The following is a 16,319-nucleotide window of genomic DNA, read 5'->3' as shown; positions in this document are numbered from 1 at the left end:
CAGTCGAAACGGAAAACTCCTTGGTAAACAATGAGTTACGCAGTTTTCGGCAGCGGGTTGCTTCAGTTCATCGAAGCGCTGAGGAAGTTGAAAAAGAGGTGTTGACAGCGGCGTGTAACGCTGTAGAATTCGCCTCCCGCTAACGAGAGATCGTAAGCGCAAGTGGTTGAAGTTGTTGAAGAAATCTTCGAAAGCTTCTGAAAATAATCACTTGACAGCAAATGAGGCTGCTGTAGAATGCGCGCCTCGGTTGAGACGAAAGATCTTAACCAACCGCTCTTTAACAACTGAATCAAGCAATTCGTGTGGGTGCTTGTGGAGTCAGACTGATAGTCAACAAGATTATCAGCATCACAAGTTACTCCGCGAGAAATCAAAGATGTAACCAACGATTGCTGAGCCAAGTTTAGGGTTTCTTAAAAACCCAAAGATGTTTGAACTGAAGAGTTTGATCATGGCTCAGATTGAACGCTGGCGGCAGGCCTAACACATGCAAGTCGAGCGGTAGAGAGAAGCTTGCTTCTCTTGAGAGCGGCGGACGGGTGAGTAATGCCTAGGAATCTGCCTGGTAGTGGGGGATAACGTTCGGAAACGGACGCTAATACCGCATACGTCCTACGGGAGAAAGCAGGGGACCTTCGGGCCTTGCGCTATCAGATGAGCCTAGGTCGGATTAGCTAGTTGGTGGGGTAATGGCTCACCAAGGCGACGATCCGTAACTGGTCTGAGAGGATGATCAGTCACACTGGAACTGAGACACGGTCCAGACTCCTACGGGAGGCAGCAGTGGGGAATATTGGACAATGGGCGAAAGCCTGATCCAGCCATGCCGCGTGTGTGAAGAAGGTCTTCGGATTGTAAAGCACTTTAAGTTGGGAGGAAGGGCAGTTACCTAATACGTATCTGTTTTGACGTTACCGACAGAATAAGCACCGGCTAACTCTGTGCCAGCAGCCGCGGTAATACAGAGGGTGCAAGCGTTAATCGGAATTACTGGGCGTAAAGCGCGCGTAGGTGGTTTGTTAAGTTGGATGTGAAATCCCCGGGCTCAACCTGGGAACTGCATTCAAAACTGACTGACTAGAGTATGGTAGAGGGTGGTGGAATTTCCTGTGTAGCGGTGAAATGCGTAGATATAGGAAGGAACACCAGTGGCGAAGGCGACCACCTGGACTAATACTGACACTGAGGTGCGAAAGCGTGGGGAGCAAACAGGATTAGATACCCTGGTAGTCCACGCCGTAAACGATGTCAACTAGCCGTTGGAAGCCTTGAGCTTTTAGTGGCGCAGCTAACGCATTAAGTTGACCGCCTGGGGAGTACGGCCGCAAGGTTAAAACTCAAATGAATTGACGGGGGCCCGCACAAGCGGTGGAGCATGTGGTTTAATTCGAAGCAACGCGAAGAACCTTACCAGGCCTTGACATCCAATGAACTTTCCAGAGATGGATTGGTGCCTTCGGGAACATTGAGACAGGTGCTGCATGGCTGTCGTCAGCTCGTGTCGTGAGATGTTGGGTTAAGTCCCGTAACGAGCGCAACCCTTGTCCTTAGTTACCAGCACGTAATGGTGGGCACTCTAAGGAGACTGCCGGTGACAAACCGGAGGAAGGTGGGGATGACGTCAAGTCATCATGGCCCTTACGGCCTGGGCTACACACGTGCTACAATGGTCGGTACAGAGGGTTGCCAAGCCGCGAGGTGGAGCTAATCCCATAAAACCGATCGTAGTCCGGATCGCAGTCTGCAACTCGACTGCGTGAAGTCGGAATCGCTAGTAATCGCGAATCAGAATGTCGCGGTGAATACGTTCCCGGGCCTTGTACACACCGCCCGTCACACCATGGGAGTGGGTTGCACCAGAAGTAGCTAGTCTAACCTTCGGGAGGACGGTTACCACGGTGTGATTCATGACTGGGGTGAAGTCGTAACAAGGTAGCCGTAGGGGAACCTGCGGCTGGATCACCTCCTTAATCGACGACATCAGCTGCTCCATAAGTTCCCACACGAATTGCTTGATTCATTGAAGAAGACGATAAAGAAGCAGCCCGAAATTGGGTCTGTAGCTCAGTTGGTTAGAGCGCACCCCTGATAAGGGTGAGGTCGGCAGTTCGAATCTGCCCAGACCCACCAATTTTGTGTGGGAAACGCCTGTAGAAATACGGGGCCATAGCTCAGCTGGGAGAGCGCCTGCCTTGCACGCAGGAGGTCAACGGTTCGATCCCGTTTGGCTCCACCACTACTGCTTCTGTTTGTTGAAAGCTTAGAAATGAGCATTCCATCGTGACGATGGTGAATGTTGATTTCTAGTCTTTGATTAGATCGTTCTTTAAAAATTTGGGTATGTGATAGAAAGATAGACTGAACGTTACTTTCACTGGTAACGGATCAGGCTAAGGTAAAATTTGTGAGTTCTCTTAGTTGAGAAATTCGAATTTTCGGCGAATGTTGTCTTCACAGTATAACCAGATTGCTTGGGGTTATATGGTCAAGTGAAGAAGCGCATACGGTGGATGCCTTGGCAGTCAGAGGCGATGAAAGACGTGGTAGCCTGCGAAAAGCTTCGGGGAGTCGGCAAACAGACTTTGATCCGGAGATGTCTGAATGGGGGAACCCAGCCATCATAAGATGGTTATCTTGTACTGAATACATAGGTGCAAGAAGCGAACCAGGGGAACTGAAACATCTAAGTACCCTGAGGAAAAGAAATCAACCGAGATTCCCTTAGTAGTGGCGAGCGAACGGGGACTAGCCCTTAAGTGGCTTTGAGATTAGCGGAACGCTCTGGAAAGTGCGGCCATAGTGGGTGATAGCCCTGTACGCGAAAATCTCTTAGTCATGAAATCGAGTAGGACGGAGCACGAGAAACTTTGTCTGAATATGGGGGGACCATCCTCCAAGGCTAAATACTACTGACTGACCGATAGTGAACTAGTACCGTGAGGGAAAGGCGAAAAGAACCCCGGAGAGGGGAGTGAAATAGATCCTGAAACCGTATGCGTACAAGCAGTGGGAGCAGACTTTGTTCTGTGACTGCGTACCTTTTGTATAATGGGTCAGCGACTTATTTTCAGTGGCGAGCTTAACCGAATAGGGGAGGCGTAGCGAAAGCGAGTCTTAATAGGGCGTCTAGTCGCTGGGAATAGACCCGAAACCGGGCGATCTATCCATGGGCAGGTTGAAGGTTGGGTAACACTAACTGGAGGACCGAACCGACTACCGTTGAAAAGTTAGCGGATGACCTGTGGATCGGAGTGAAAGGCTAATCAAGCTCGGAGATAGCTGGTTCTCCTCGAAAGCTATTTAGGTAGCGCCTCATGTATCACTGTAGGGGGTAGAGCACTGTTTCGGCTAGGGGGTCATCCCGACTTACCAAACCGATGCAAACTCCGAATACCTACAAGTGCCGAGCATGGGAGACACACGGCGGGTGCTAACGTCCGTCGTGAAAAGGGAAACAACCCAGACCGTCAGCTAAGGTCCCAAAGTTATGGTTAAGTGGGAAACGATGTGGGAAGGCTTAGACAGCTAGGAGGTTGGCTTAGAAGCAGCCACCCTTTAAAGAAAGCGTAATAGCTCACTAGTCGAGTCGGCCTGCGCGGAAGATGTAACGGGGCTCAAACCATACACCGAAGCTACGGGTATCACGTAAGTGATGCGGTAGAGGAGCGTTCTGTAAGCCTGTGAAGGTGAGTTGAGAAGCTTGCTGGAGGTATCAGAAGTGCGAATGCTGACATGAGTAACGACAATGGGTGTGAAAAACACCCACGCCGAAAGACCAAGGTTTCCTGCGCAACGTTAATCGACGCAGGGTTAGTCGGTCCCTAAGGCGAGGCTGAAAAGCGTAGTCGATGGAAAACAGGTTAATATTCCTGTACTTCTGGTTATTGCGATGGAGGGACGGAGAAGGCTAGGCCAGCTTGGCGTTGGTTGTCCAAGTTTAAGGTGGTAGGCTGAGATCTTAGGTAAATCCGGGATCTTAAGGCCGAGAGCTGATGACGAGTTACCTTTTAGGTAACGAAGTGGTTGATGCCATGCTTCCAAGAAAAGCTTCTAAGCTTCAGGTAACCAGGAACCGTACCCCAAACCGACACAGGTGGTTGGGTAGAGAATACCAAGGCGCTTGAGAGAACTCGGGTGAAGGAACTAGGCAAAATGGCACCGTAACTTCGGGAGAAGGTGCGCCGGTGAGGGTGAAGGACTTGCTCCGTAAGCTCATGCCGGTCGAAGATACCAGGCCGCTGCGACTGTTTATTAAAAACACAGCACTCTGCAAACACGAAAGTGGACGTATAGGGTGTGACGCCTGCCCGGTGCCGGAAGGTTAATTGATGGGGTTAGCTAACGCGAAGCTCTTGATCGAAGCCCCGGTAAACGGCGGCCGTAACTATAACGGTCCTAAGGTAGCGAAATTCCTTGTCGGGTAAGTTCCGACCTGCACGAATGGCGTAACGATGGCGGCGCTGTCTCCACCCGAGACTCAGTGAAATTGAAATCGCTGTGAAGATGCAGTGTATCCGCGGCTAGACGGAAAGACCCCGTGAACCTTTACTATAGCTTTGCACTGGACTTTGAATTTGCTTGTGTAGGATAGGTGGGAGGCTTTGAAGCGTGGACGCCAGTTCGCGTGGAGCCATCCTTGAAATACCACCCTGGCAACTTTGAGGTTCTAACTCAGGTCCGTTATCCGGATCGAGGACAGTGTATGGTGGGTAGTTTGACTGGGGCGGTCTCCTCCTAAAGAGTAACGGAGGAGTACGAAGGTGCGCTCAGACCGGTCGGAAATCGGTCGTAGAGTATAAAGGCAAAAGCGCGCTTGACTGCGAGACAGACACGTCGAGCAGGTACGAAAGTAGGTCTTAGTGATCCGGTGGTTCTGTATGGAAGGGCCATCGCTCAACGGATAAAAGGTACTCCGGGGATAACAGGCTGATACCGCCCAAGAGTTCATATCGACGGCGGTGTTTGGCACCTCGATGTCGGCTCATCACATCCTGGGGCTGAAGCCGGTCCCAAGGGTATGGCTGTTCGCCATTTAAAGTGGTACGCGAGCTGGGTTTAGAACGTCGTGAGACAGTTCGGTCCCTATCTGCCGTGGACGTTTGAGATTTGAGAGGGGCTGCTCCTAGTACGAGAGGACCGGAGTGGACGAACCTCTGGTGTTCCGGTTGTCACGCCAGTGGCATTGCCGGGTAGCTATGTTCGGAATAGATAACCGCTGAAAGCATCTAAGCGGGAAACTAGCCTCAAGATGAGATCTCACTGGAACCTTGAGTTCCCTGAAGGGCCGTCGAAGACTACGACGTTGATAGGTTGGGTGTGTAAGCGCTGTGAGGCGTTGAGCTAACCAATACTAATTGCCCGTGAGGCTTGACCATATAACACCCAAGCAATTTGCGTCGAAAGGCCAGATTGCGGTGTGTGAAGACGAAATGAACCGAAAGTTCGACGCTCACAAAACACCGAAAGCTATCACATACCCAATTTGCTGAAGCGAGGCATAAGCCACGACTCAGTACCAGAATTTCTTGACGACCATAGAGCATTGGAACCACCTGATCCCATCCCGAACTCAGCAGTGAAACGATGCATCGCCGATGGTAGTGTGGGGTTTCCCCATGTGAGAGTAGGTCATCGTCAAGATTAAATTCCGAAACCCCATTTGCGAAAGCAGATGGGGTTTTGTTTTGGGTGGTCGAAAAGTTGACGTGGCCACGTCTCGCTTTTCAGGCGCTAAATTCTCGGCTTTCTATGCAATGACCCTGCGCATGGCTATCATGCGGGCCTCATTGTGAGGCGATACTTGCATGCTGACGTTGTTAGAACTTCTGAAAGATGGCCGATTCCACTCCGGAGAAGCACTTGGCGTGGCCCTGGGTGTCAGTCGCAGTGCTGTCTGGAAGCAGCTCCAGCACCTTGAGGCGGAATTAAATCTGCCCATTCATAGGGTTCGTGGAAAGGGCTATCAGTTGGCCTCCCCACTGGTGTTCCTGAGCGCTGAAAAAATTGCACTGAGCGCGCCTTCTCTGGCGTGGCCTATTCAAATTTACAACTCTATTGATTCTACAAATGCAGAGGCTCTACGTCTTGTTGATGCGGGACGTGCGGCGCCCATCCTGGTGCTTGCGGAGCAGCAAACAGCGGGAAGGGGGAGGCGCGGCCGAAAATGGGTCAGTCCATTTGCACAGAATGTTTATTACAGCCTCGTGCTGCGTATCGAAGATGGCCTGCGGCAGCTGGAAGGTTTGAGTCTCGTTGTTGGCTTGGCGGTTATGCAGACTTTGCGTGAGTCAGGTGTGCAGGAGGCTGCCCTGAAGTGGCCAAATGATGTCCTTGTGGGGCAGAAAAAAATTGCCGGAATTTTGCTGGAGTTGGTAGGAGATCCTGCTGATATTTGCCACGTTGTTGTCGGAATAGGCATCAATGTGAATATGCACAAAGCCGATGCTGTCGACCAACAGTGGACCTCGATGCAGCTTGAAACGGGCGTACCCGTTGATCGGAACTCGTTGGTCGCGCGGCTGGGGCTGCAGTTGCAAGGCTACCTGGCGCGGCACAAGGCTGAAGGTTTTGCGGCTCTTCAGGGGGAGTGGGAGCGGGGGCATGCGTGGCAGGGGCGGCAAGTCTCTCTCATTGCTGGAGTTAATCAGGTTGATGGTGTGGTGCTGGGCGTCGACCATCAAGGGGCGTTGCGTTTGAATGTTGATGGTGTTGAGAAAATATACAGCGGTGGTGAGTTAAGCCTGAGGTTGCGTGATGATTCTTGAGCTCGACTGTGGGAATAGCTTTATCAAATGGCGTGTACTTGACACGGATCGGGCAGATGTCTCGGCGGAAGGTATCGTTGGTTCGGACAGTGCTTTGATTGATTGCTTGGAGGTGCTCCCAGGCTTGTTGCTGACGCGTTGCCGCTTGGTGAGCGTCAGGGCGCAGGAGGAGACCAGCAAGCTGGTCGCGGCCTTGGAGTCGGCTTTTGGCGTCATTGTGTCTTGTGCCTCCTCTGCGCGTGAAATGGCCGGGGTGCGCAACGGCTACGAAGACTTCGAACGTCTGGGTCTTGATCGTTGGTTGGCGATGTTGGGCGGATTCAAGCTGGCCTCAGGCGCTTGCCTGGTCCTCGATTTCGGTACAGCGGCGACTGCGGATTTTATTGGTGCAGATGGTGAGCACCTGGGCGGCTTTATTTGTCCTGGTATGCCTCTCATGCGTAACCAATTGCGTACTCATACCCGCAAGATCCGTTACGACGATGCTGCTGCCGAGAGGGCTCTGGAGCGCCTCTCTCCAGGTCGTACCACGGTAGAGGCGGTCGAGCGTGGTTGTACACTGATGCTCAGGGGGTTTGTACTGACTCAGCTGGAGCTGGCTCGTAGCTATTGGGGTGATAACTTCACCGTATTCCTGACCGGAGGGGATGCGGATCTGGTTTCGGGTGCCGTGCCGCACGCTCGACTCGTTCCTGACCTGGTATTCGTGGGTCTTGCGATGGCGTGCCCTTTATCCTGAGGTGTTTATGCGTTGGTTGTTTCTACTTTTACTTGTCCTCAACGCGTTTTATTACGTCTGGCATCAACAAGAGGCGCCGCTACGGGCCAAGGATGTCACGCCTTTAAGTCTTTATCGGGGGACTCAGCAGGATATTCGTCTGCTGAGTGAGTCTTCTGATGCGGTCGGTCGTAGAGAGCGAGCAAAAACCGCCGATGCGCAAAATACGTGTTTGTACATAGGTGGATTTACGGATCAGCGCCAGGCGCAGGCGGTTGAGCAGCGTCTGATTAGCCTGGATATAAAGGCCAAGGTCCAACTGCTGAGCACTCCTGACGCTTCTGGTTATTGGCTTCGCGTGGCGCCTGAAAGTCGGCGATTGGCTGATGATCTGCCCTTTGAAAACCTTGCTAATGAATTCAATGAGTTAAAACATAAAATAATGTTGTGCGAAGGCGTTGCAACTCTCGAATAGTTTGCATAGAATGGCGCCCGCTTCGCAGTGAAGACCTTTAAGGCTTTAGCTGCAAAGCAATCGTCAACGCAGCTAACCTCATAATTTAAATGAGAAAATGCTTGACAGAAGGCCGGCGTGATGTAGAATGCCGGCTCGCTTAGGAGGGGTTCCCGAGCGGCCAAAGGGATCAGACTGTAAATCTGACGTCTACGACTTCGAAGGTTCGAATCCTTCCCCCTCCACCATTTTTAGCGTGAGCTGCAAGCTCCGCGGGTATAGTTTAGTGGTAGAACCTCAGCCTTCCAAGCTGATGATGCGGGTTCGATTCCCGCTACCCGCTCCAAGTTTGCAGGTTGTGCAAGATGTTTCGCTCTTGTAGCTCAGTTGGTAGAGCACACCCTTGGTAAGGGTGAGGTCAGCGGTTCAAATCCGCTCAAGAGCTCCATATAACAAGGCAGATATGAAAATATCTGCCTTTGTTTTAACAGCTGCCTCGGCTTGATATTGTTTTTTCTGGCGCTTTTGTCAGGTGGTTTCAAGTCTGTTGGGGTTGGTTGTTGTAAAGTCTTTTTCAGGTCTGCATAATGGTCGGCCTGATTTTGTTTTAGGTCAGTAGCTCAATTGGCAGAGCGACGGTCTCCAAAACCGTAGGTTGGGGGTTCGATTCCCTCCTGACCTGCCAGATTCACGTGGTGTGTCTGGCTTTCTTTTCACAGGATCTTCATAGATGACTCCTAAGGCTGAAGCTCAAAGCTCTCGTTTCGATCTGGTCAAGTGGCTCGCTGTAGTCGCCTTGGTGGTCGTAGGCGTTGTTGGCAATCAGTATTATTCTGCTTCGCCGATCCTGTACCGTGTACTCGCTTTGCTGGTCCTTGCTGCTGTGGCTGCCTTTGTAGGCCTGCAGACTGCCAAGGGCAAGTCGTTTGCGGTCCTGGTAAAGGAAGCTCGCACCGAAATTCGTAAAGTCGTTTGGCCGACTCGCCAAGAAACCACGCAGACCACGTTGATTGTTGTGGCTGTTGTCCTGGTTATGGCGTTGCTGTTGTGGGGTCTTGATTCCCTGCTCGGCTGGCTTGTTTCCTTGATTGTTGGCTAAGGGTGTCCCGTGGCTAAGCGTTGGTACGTTGTGCATGCTTACTCGGGTTACGAGAAGCATGTTATGCGCTCTTTGCTGGAGCGCGTAAAGCTGGCAGGCATGGAAGATGGCTTCGGCGAAATTCTGGTTCCCACTGAAGAAGTGGTTGAAATGCGGAATGGTCAGAAGCGTAAAAGCGAACGCAAGTTCTTCCCTGGCTATGTGCTGGTTCAGATGGACATGAATGAAGGTACTTGGCACTTGGTCAAGGATACCCCTCGTGTCATGGGTTTCATTGGCGGAACCGCTGATAAGCCTGCTCCTATCACTGACAAAGAGGCGGAAGCAATTCTGCGTCGTGTTGCTGATGGCAGCGACAAGCCCAAGCCGAAGACGTTGTTCGAGCCGGGTGAGGTTGTTCGTGTTACTGATGGTCCGTTTGCTGATTTCAACGGCACTGTCGAAGAAGTTAACTACGAAAAGAGCCGGATCCAAGTGGCGGTGCTCATTTTCGGTCGCTCTACTCCGGTAGAGTTGGAGTTCAGCCAGGTCGAGAAGGTCTAGCTGAATAAGCATCCCAACCCCACAGCCTTAGGCTGTGGGGTTTTGTCGTCACTGGGATAAACGCGCAAGTAACCGGGGAGCCTTTCGAGGCGTCTGAACCCGTAATTGGAGTGCCTCATGGCCAAGAAGATTACCGCTTACATCAAGCTGCAAGTGAAGGCCGCTCAGGCCAACCCAAGTCCACCCGTCGGTCCAGCTCTGGGTCAGCACGGCGTGAACATCATGGAATTCTGCAAGGCCTTCAACGCCCGTACTCAGGGTATTGAACCAGGTCTGCCGACTCCAGTGATCATCACTGTATATAGCGACCGTAGCTTCACTTTCGAAACCAAGTCGACCCCGGCTTCGGTTTTGCTGAAGAAGGCTGCCGGTCTGACTAGCGGTTCCGCTCGTCCTAACACCGTTAAAGTCGGCACTGTAACTCGTGCTCAGCTGGAAGAAATCGCGAAAACCAAAAACGCGGATCTGACTGCAGCTGATATGGATGCAGCCGTGCGTACCATCGCCGGTTCTGCTCGTAGCATGGGCCTTAACGTGGAGGGTGTGTAATGGCTAAGCTGACCAAGCGCCAAAAGGCTATCGCCGGCAAAATCGAAGCAGGCAAGGCCTACAACTTTGTAGACGCTGCTGCCCTGCTGACCGAGCTGTCGACTGTCAAGTTCAGCGAGTCCGTTGACGTTGCTGTAAACTTGGGTGTTGACCCACGTAAATCCGACCAGGTCGTACGTAGCGCTACTGTGCTGCCTCACGGTACTGGCAAGACTGTACGTGTAGCTGTCTTCACCCAAGGCCCGGCAGCTGAAGCTGCTCTGGCCGCTGGCGCTGATCGCGTTGGTATGGACGACCTGGCTGCCGAAATGAAAGGCGGCGACCTGAACTATGACGTAGTTATTGCCTCCCCGGATGCAATGCGCGTTGTAGGTCAGTTGGGTCAGATCCTCGGTCCACGTGGCCTGATGCCTAACCCTAAAGTCGGCACCGTAACTCCAGACGTAGCTACCGCGGTTAAAAACGCCAAGGCTGGTCAGGTTCGTTATCGCACCGACAAAAACGGCATCATTCACACCTCCGTTGGCAAAGTCGGTTTCGACGCCGTCAAGCTGAAGGAAAACGTTGAAGCCCTGATCGCTGACCTGAAGCGTATCAAGCCTGCTTCCTCGAAAGGTATCTACGTCAAGCGCGTTACCCTGAGCACCACTATGGGCCCAGGTCTGGTCATCGACCAAGGCTCGCTGGACGTATAAGACACAGATTGGCGCGCGAGATCGCGTCAATTGAAAAAATTGGGGTCCCTGCCTGGCGGGGGCTATCCAAGACCGTAGGCGACGCAAGTCTTAAACCTCCAGCCTACGCAGATGGTGCTCCCGGTTCCTTACCGAATCAGACACCAAAACGACATCCGGCTTCGGCCAGATGAAACGGTAACAAGCAGGAGTTAAACCCGTGGCAATTAATCTCGAAGACAAGAAGGCCATCGTCGCTGAAGTCAACGAGGCTGCCAAAGCTGCTCTGTCCGCTGTCGTGGCTGATGCCCGTGGTGTGACAGTAGGCGCTATGACCGGACTCCGTAAAGAGGCTCGTGAAGCTGGCGTATACGTACGTGTTGTACGTAACACCCTGCTCAAGCGCGCTGTTGCTGACACTGAATACAGTGTCCTCAACGACGTGTTCACCGGCCCGACTCTGATCGCGTTCTCCAAAGAACATCCAGGCGCTGCTGCCCGTTTGTTCAAAGAATTCGCCAAGAGTCAGGATAAGTTCGAGATCAAGGCAGCTGCGTTCGAGGGCAAGTTCCTCGCAGCTAACCAAATCGACGTACTGGCAACACTGCCGACCCGCGACGAAGCCATTTCGCAGCTGATGAGCGTGATTCAAGGCGCTACCAGCAAGCTGGCTCGTACTCTGGCCGCAGTTCGCGAGCAAAAAGAAGCTGCCGCAGCCTAAGGCTGAGCAACTTCTCTCGCGTATTTTTGTTTATTTCGATGGCCGTGTAGGCCGTCCCCCAATTCAGGAAATACAGCAATGTCTATCTCCCAAGACGATATCCTCAACGCCGTAGCTGAAATGTCGGTTCTGCAGGTTGTTGAGCTGATCAAAGCTTTCGAAGAAAAATTCGGCGTTTCCGCTGCCGCTGCTTCCGCTGGCCCAGCTGCTGCTGCTGCCGTTGTTGAAGAGCAAACCGAATTCAACGTCATGCTGACCGAAGCTGGCGAGAAGAAAGTAAACGTGATCAAGGCAGTACGTGAACTGACCGGTCTGGGCCTGAAAGAAGCCAAGGCTGTAGTTGACGGCGCTCCTGCCGTGGTTCTGGAAGCTGTGTCCAAAGACGCTGCTGACAAAGCCAAAGCTACTCTGGAAGAAGCAGGCGCTAAAGTCGAGCTGAAGTAAGCATCGACCTTGCGTCTCCAGCCCAAGCGTTAAGCTGAAGGCTGATGGCTGGTGGCTCTTGCCACCGGCCTTTTTCCGTTCTTGGCTGTCGACTCGGTCGCCGCCATTAACGCGCTGTAGCCACCCGATGCGGTGGTGCAAACCATGGGGTTTGCGAGATTTTCTGGCTGCTCCCGTCGGAGGGGCCAAACAAGCAGGTGACCAAGCTGGGGAACGCTGATGGCTTACTCATATACTGAGAAAAAACGTATCCGCAAGGACTTTAGCAAGTTGCCGGACGTCATGGATGTCCCGTACCTTCTGGCTATCCAGCTGGATTCGTATCGTGAATTCTTGCAGGCGGGAGCGACCAAAGATCAGTTCCGCGACGTGGGCCTGCATGCGGCCTTCAAATCCGTTTTCCCGATCATCAGCTACTCCGGCAATGCTGCGCTGGAGTACGTGGGTTATCGCCTGGGCGAACCGGCATTTGATGTCAAAGAATGCGTGTTGCGCGGTGTTACGTACGCCGTACCTTTGCGGGTAAAAGTCCGTCTGATCATTTTCGACAAAGAATCGTCGAACAAAGCGATCAAGGACATCAAAGAGCAAGAAGTCTACATGGGCGAAATCCCACTGATGACTGAAAACGGTACCTTCGTAATCAACGGTACCGAGCGTGTAATCGTTTCCCAGCTGCACCGTTCCCCGGGCGTGTTCTTCGATCACGACCGCGGCAAGACGCACAGCTCCGGTAAACTCCTGTACTCCGCGCGGATCATTCCGTACCGCGGTTCGTGGTTGGACTTCGAGTTCGACCCGAAAGACTGCGTGTTCGTGCGTATCGACCGTCGTCGTAAGCTGCCGGCCTCGGTACTGCTGCGCGCGCTCGGCTATACCACTGAGCAGGTGCTGGACGCTTTCTACACCACCAACGTATTCAGCCTGAGTGGCGAAACCCTCAAGCTTGAGCTGATCGCTTCGCGTCTGCGTGGTGAAATTGCCGTCCTGGATATCCAGGATGAAAAGGGCAAGGTCATTGTTGAGGCTGGCCGTCGTATTACTGCGCGCCACATCAACCAGATCGAAAAAGCCGGTATCAAGGAGCTGGAAGTACCTCTGGATTATGTCCTGGGTCGTACTACCGCCAAGGTCATCGTTCACCCGGCTACAGGCGAAATCCTGGCTGAGTGCAACACCGAGCTGAATACCGAGATCCTGGCAAAAATCGCCAAGGCCCAGGTTGTTCGCATCGAGACTCTGTACACCAACGATATCGACTGCGGTCCGTTCGTCTCTGACACTCTGAAGATCGACTCCACCAGCAACCAATTGGAAGCGCTGGTCGAGATCTATCGCATGATGCGTCCTGGCGAGCCGCCAACCAAAGACGCTGCCGAGACCCTGTTCAACAACCTGTTCTTCAGCCCTGAGCGCTACGACCTGTCTGCGGTCGGCCGGATGAAGTTCAACCGTCGTATCGGTCGTACCGAGATCGAAGGTTCGGGCGTGCTGTGCAAGGAAGACATCGTCGCGGTACTGAAGACCCTGGTCGACATCCGTAACGGTAAAGGCATCGTCGATGACATCGACCACCTGGGTAACCGTCGTGTTCGCTGCGTAGGCGAAATGGCCGAGAACCAGTTCCGCGTTGGCCTGGTACGTGTTGAGCGTGCGGTCAAAGAGCGTCTGTCGATGGCTGAAAGCGAAGGCCTGATGCCGCAAGACCTGATCAACGCCAAGCCAGTGGCTGCGGCGGTGAAAGAGTTCTTCGGTTCCAGCCAGCTCTCGCAGTTCATGGACCAGAACAACCCGCTCTCCGAGATCACCCACAAGCGCCGTGTTTCCGCACTGGGCCCGGGCGGTCTGACCCGTGAGCGTGCTGGCTTTGAAGTTCGTGACGTACACCCGACGCACTACGGTCGTGTTTGCCCGATCGAAACGCCGGAAGGTCCGAACATCGGTCTGATCAACTCCCTGGCTGCCTATGCGCGCACCAACCAGTACGGCTTCCTCGAGAGCCCGTACCGTGTGGTGAAAGACGCTCTGGTCACCGACGAGATCGTGTTCCTGTCCGCCATCGAAGAAGCTGATCACGTGATCGCTCAGGCTTCGGCCACGATGAACGACAAGAAAGTCCTGATCGACGAGCTGGTAGCTGTTCGTCACTTGAACGAGTTCACCGTCAAGGCGCCGGAAGACGTCACCTTGATGGACGTATCGCCGAAGCAGGTAGTTTCGGTTGCAGCGTCGCTGATCCCGTTCCTGGAGCACGATGACGCCAACCGTGCGTTGATGGGTTCCAACATGCAGCGTCAAGCTGTACCTACCCTGCGTGCCGACAAGCCGCTGGTAGGTACCGGCATGGAGCGTAACGTAGCCCGTGACTCCGGCGTTTGCGTCGTGGCTCGTCGTGGCGGCGTGATCGACTCCGTTGATGCCAGCCGTATCGTGGTTCGTGTTGCCGATGACGAAGTTGAAACTGGCGAAGCCGGTGTCGACATCTACAACCTGACCAAATACACCCGCTCGAACCAGAACACCTGCATCAACCAGCGTCCGCTGGTGAGCAAGGGTGATCGCGTTCAGCGTAGCGACATCATGGCCGACGGTCCGTCCACCGATATGGGTGAGCTGGCTCTGGGTCAGAACATGCGCATCGCGTTCATGGCATGGAACGGCTTCAACTTCGAAGACTCCATCTGCCTGTCCGAGCGTGTGGTTCAAGAAGACCGTTTCACCACGATCCACATCCAGGAACTGACCTGTGTGGCACGTGACACCAAGCTTGGGCCAGAGGAAATCACTGCAGACATCCCGAACGTGGGTGAGGCTGCACTGAACAAGCTGGACGAAGCCGGTATCGTTTACGTAGGTGCTGAAGTTGGCGCAGGCGACATTCTGGTAGGTAAGGTCACTCCGAAAGGCGAGACCCAGCTGACTCCGGAAGAGAAACTGCTGCGTGCAATCTTCGGTGAAAAAGCCAGCGACGTGAAAGACACTTCCCTGCGTGTACCTACCGGTACCAAGGGTACTGTCATCGACGTACAGGTCTTCACCCGTGACGGCGTTGAGCGTGATGCTCGTGCACTGTCCATCGAGAAGACCCAGCTCGACGAGATCCGCAAGGACCTGAACGAAGAGTTCCGTATCGTTGAAGGTGCGACCTTCGAACGTCTGCGCTCCGCTCTGGTAGGCCGCAAGGCTGAAGGCGGCGCAGGCCTGAAGAAAGGTCAGGACATCACCGACGAAATCCTCGACGGTCTTGAGCACGGCCAGTGGTTCAAACTGCGCATGGCTGAAGATGCTCTGAACGAGCAGCTCGAGAAGGCTCAGGCCTATATCGTTGATCGCCGCCGTCTGCTGGACGACAAGTTCGAAGACAAGAAGCGCAAACTGCAGCAGGGCGATGACCTGGCTCCAGGCGTGCTGAAAATCGTCAAGGTTTACCTGGCAATCCGTCGCCGCATCCAGCCGGGCGACAAGATGGCCGGTCGTCACGGTAACAAAGGTGTGGTCTCCGTGATCATGCCGGTTGAAGACATGCCGCACGATGCCAATGGCACCCCGGTCGACGTCGTCCTCAACCCGCTGGGCGTACCTTCGCGTATGAACGTTGGTCAGATCCTTGAAACCCACCTGGGCCTCGCGGCCAAAGGCCTGGGCGAGAAGATCAACCGTATGATCGAAGAGCAGCGCAAGGTTGCTGACCTGCGCAAGTTCCTGCACGAGATCTACAACGAGATCGGCGGTCGCAACGAAGAGCTGGACTCCTTCACCGACCAGGAAATCCTGGATCTGGCGAAGAACCTGCGCGGCGGTGTTCCAATGGCTACCCCGGTATTCGACGGTGCCAAGGAAAGCGAAATCAAGGCCATGCTGAAACTGGCAGACCTGCCAGAAAGCGGCCAGATGCAGCTGTTCGACGGCCGTACCGGCAACAAGTTCGAGCGCCCGGTTACTGTTGGCTACATGTACATGCTGAAGCTGAACCACTTGGTAGACGACAAGATGCACGCTCGTTCTACCGGTTCGTACAGCCTGGTTACCCAGCAGCCGCTGGGTGGTAAGGCTCAGTTCGGTGGTCAGCGTTTCGGGGAGATGGAGGTCTGGGCACTGGAAGCATACGGTGCTGCATACACTCTGCAAGAAATGCTCACAGTGAAGTCGGACGATGTGAACGGCCGGACCAAGATGTACAAAAACATCGTGGACGGCGATCACCGTATGGAGCCGGGCATGCCCGAGTCCTTCAACGTGTTGATCAAAGAAATTCGTTCCCTCGGCATCGATATCGATCTGGAAACCGAATAACACGTGACGCGAATCGAGAGCGGGGCTGTTTAGCCCGCTCTCTGCTCCGCCAGGAGG

At 53.7% G+C, this 16,319-nt stretch carries 10 protein-coding genes, 6 tRNA genes and 3 rRNA genes; all 19 read left to right on the top strand.

Going from position 1 to position 16,319, the window contains the following annotated elements; genetic code table 11:
* Window positions 1-436: 436 nt before the first annotated feature.
* The 19 genes from AC3ISR_RS25455 to rpoB all read left to right on the top strand — a co-directional run bounded on the left by AC3ISR_RS25455 (window position 437) and on the right by rpoB (window position 16,262).
* Window positions 437-1,973 (top strand): 16S ribosomal RNA (locus AC3ISR_RS25455).
* 83 nt (window positions 1,974-2,056) lie between these two features.
* Window positions 2,057-2,133: transfer RNA gene (locus AC3ISR_RS25450), tRNA-Ile, on the top strand.
* Between the two features lie 30 nt (window positions 2,134-2,163).
* Window positions 2,164-2,239 (top strand) — tRNA-Ala (locus AC3ISR_RS25445).
* Window positions 2,240-2,486: 247 nt separating this feature from the next.
* A 23S ribosomal RNA gene (locus tag AC3ISR_RS25440) occupies window positions 2,487-5,378 on the top strand.
* Between the two features lie 149 nt (window positions 5,379-5,527).
* Window positions 5,528-5,643 (top strand): 5S ribosomal RNA (rrf, locus tag AC3ISR_RS25435).
* The 16S, 23S and 5S rRNA genes sit together here with 2 tRNA genes alongside, the layout of an rRNA operon.
* Window positions 5,644-5,807: 164 nt before the next feature.
* Entirely contained in the window at window positions 5,808-6,767 is a 960-nt protein-coding gene (gene birA / locus AC3ISR_RS25430) for a bifunctional biotin--[acetyl-CoA-carboxylase] ligase/biotin operon repressor BirA (protein WP_463983925.1), read from the top strand.
* Complete coding sequence (locus tag AC3ISR_RS25425) at window positions 6,757-7,506, top strand: pantothenate kinase (protein WP_463983924.1); 750 nt, start codon at window positions 6,757-6,759, stop codon at window positions 7,504-7,506. The genes birA and AC3ISR_RS25425 overlap by 11 nt, the downstream gene beginning before the upstream one ends.
* Window positions 7,507-7,513: 7 nt before the next feature.
* Window positions 7,514-7,960, top strand: a complete 447-nt coding sequence (locus AC3ISR_RS25420; RefSeq protein WP_463983923.1) for a hypothetical protein — start codon at window positions 7,514-7,516, stop codon at window positions 7,958-7,960.
* 142 nt (window positions 7,961-8,102) lie between these two features.
* Window positions 8,103-8,187 (top strand) — tRNA-Tyr (locus AC3ISR_RS25415).
* Between the two features lie 24 nt (window positions 8,188-8,211).
* A tRNA-Gly gene (locus AC3ISR_RS25410) sits at window positions 8,212-8,285 on the top strand.
* A 26-nt stretch (window positions 8,286-8,311) separates the two neighbouring features.
* Window positions 8,312-8,387 (top strand) — tRNA-Thr (locus AC3ISR_RS25405).
* A gap of 161 nt (window positions 8,388-8,548) precedes the next feature.
* A tRNA-Trp gene (locus AC3ISR_RS25400) sits at window positions 8,549-8,624 on the top strand.
* A gap of 45 nt (window positions 8,625-8,669) precedes the next feature.
* Window positions 8,670-9,038 (top strand): preprotein translocase subunit SecE, encoded by a 369-nt coding sequence (gene secE, locus AC3ISR_RS25395; RefSeq protein ID WP_025857211.1) that lies wholly within the window; start codon window positions 8,670-8,672, stop codon window positions 9,036-9,038.
* A 9-nt stretch (window positions 9,039-9,047) separates the two neighbouring features.
* The gene (nusG, locus tag AC3ISR_RS25390; RefSeq protein WP_003176436.1) at window positions 9,048-9,581 is read left to right on the top strand and encodes a transcription termination/antitermination protein NusG; all 534 of its coding nucleotides are present in this window, start codon (window positions 9,048-9,050) and stop codon (window positions 9,579-9,581) included.
* A gap of 117 nt (window positions 9,582-9,698) precedes the next feature.
* Window positions 9,699-10,130: a 50S ribosomal protein L11 gene (rplK, locus tag AC3ISR_RS25385; protein WP_003210097.1), complete on the top strand. Its 432-nt coding sequence runs from the start codon at window positions 9,699-9,701 to the stop codon at window positions 10,128-10,130.
* Window positions 10,130-10,825 (top strand): 50S ribosomal protein L1, encoded by a 696-nt coding sequence (gene rplA / locus AC3ISR_RS25380; RefSeq protein ID WP_003232403.1) that lies wholly within the window; start codon window positions 10,130-10,132, stop codon window positions 10,823-10,825. Before rplK ends, rplA begins: the two co-directional genes overlap by 1 nt.
* 199 nt (window positions 10,826-11,024) lie before the next feature.
* On the top strand, window positions 11,025-11,525 hold the full coding sequence (gene rplJ / locus AC3ISR_RS25375) for a 50S ribosomal protein L10 (protein WP_016969477.1): 501 nt from the start codon (window positions 11,025-11,027) through the stop codon (window positions 11,523-11,525).
* Window positions 11,526-11,603: 78 nt separating this feature from the next.
* Complete coding sequence (rplL, locus tag AC3ISR_RS25370) at window positions 11,604-11,969, top strand: 50S ribosomal protein L7/L12 (RefSeq protein WP_017736673.1); 366 nt, start codon at window positions 11,604-11,606, stop codon at window positions 11,967-11,969.
* Between the two features lie 219 nt (window positions 11,970-12,188).
* Window positions 12,189-16,262: a DNA-directed RNA polymerase subunit beta gene (gene rpoB, locus AC3ISR_RS25365; RefSeq protein WP_192299103.1), complete on the top strand. Its 4,074-nt coding sequence runs from the start codon at window positions 12,189-12,191 to the stop codon at window positions 16,260-16,262.
* Window positions 16,263-16,319 lie beyond the last annotated feature (57 nt).

It is taken from the genome of Pseudomonas sp. GL_117 (assembly GCF_057835125.1).
This window is presented reverse-complemented; position numbering and strand designations above follow the sequence as displayed.

Coding starts and splice junctions, on each gene's coding strand:
- AC3ISR_RS25425 (WP_463983924.1), top strand. CDS start 6,757: ATGATTCTTGAGCTCGACTGTGGGAATAGCTTTATCAAATGGCGTGTA.
- secE (WP_025857211.1), top strand. CDS start 8,670: ATGACTCCTAAGGCTGAAGCTCAAAGCTCTCGTTTCGATCTGGTCAAG.
- rpoB (WP_192299103.1), top strand. CDS start 12,189: ATGGCTTACTCATATACTGAGAAAAAACGTATCCGCAAGGACTTTAGC.
- rplL (WP_017736673.1), top strand. CDS start 11,604: ATGTCTATCTCCCAAGACGATATCCTCAACGCCGTAGCTGAAATGTCG.
- birA (WP_463983925.1), top strand. CDS start 5,808: ATGCTGACGTTGTTAGAACTTCTGAAAGATGGCCGATTCCACTCCGGA.
- AC3ISR_RS25420 (WP_463983923.1), top strand. CDS start 7,514: ATGCGTTGGTTGTTTCTACTTTTACTTGTCCTCAACGCGTTTTATTAC.
- rplA (WP_003232403.1), top strand. CDS start 10,130: ATGGCTAAGCTGACCAAGCGCCAAAAGGCTATCGCCGGCAAAATCGAA.
- rplK (WP_003210097.1), top strand. CDS start 9,699: ATGGCCAAGAAGATTACCGCTTACATCAAGCTGCAAGTGAAGGCCGCT.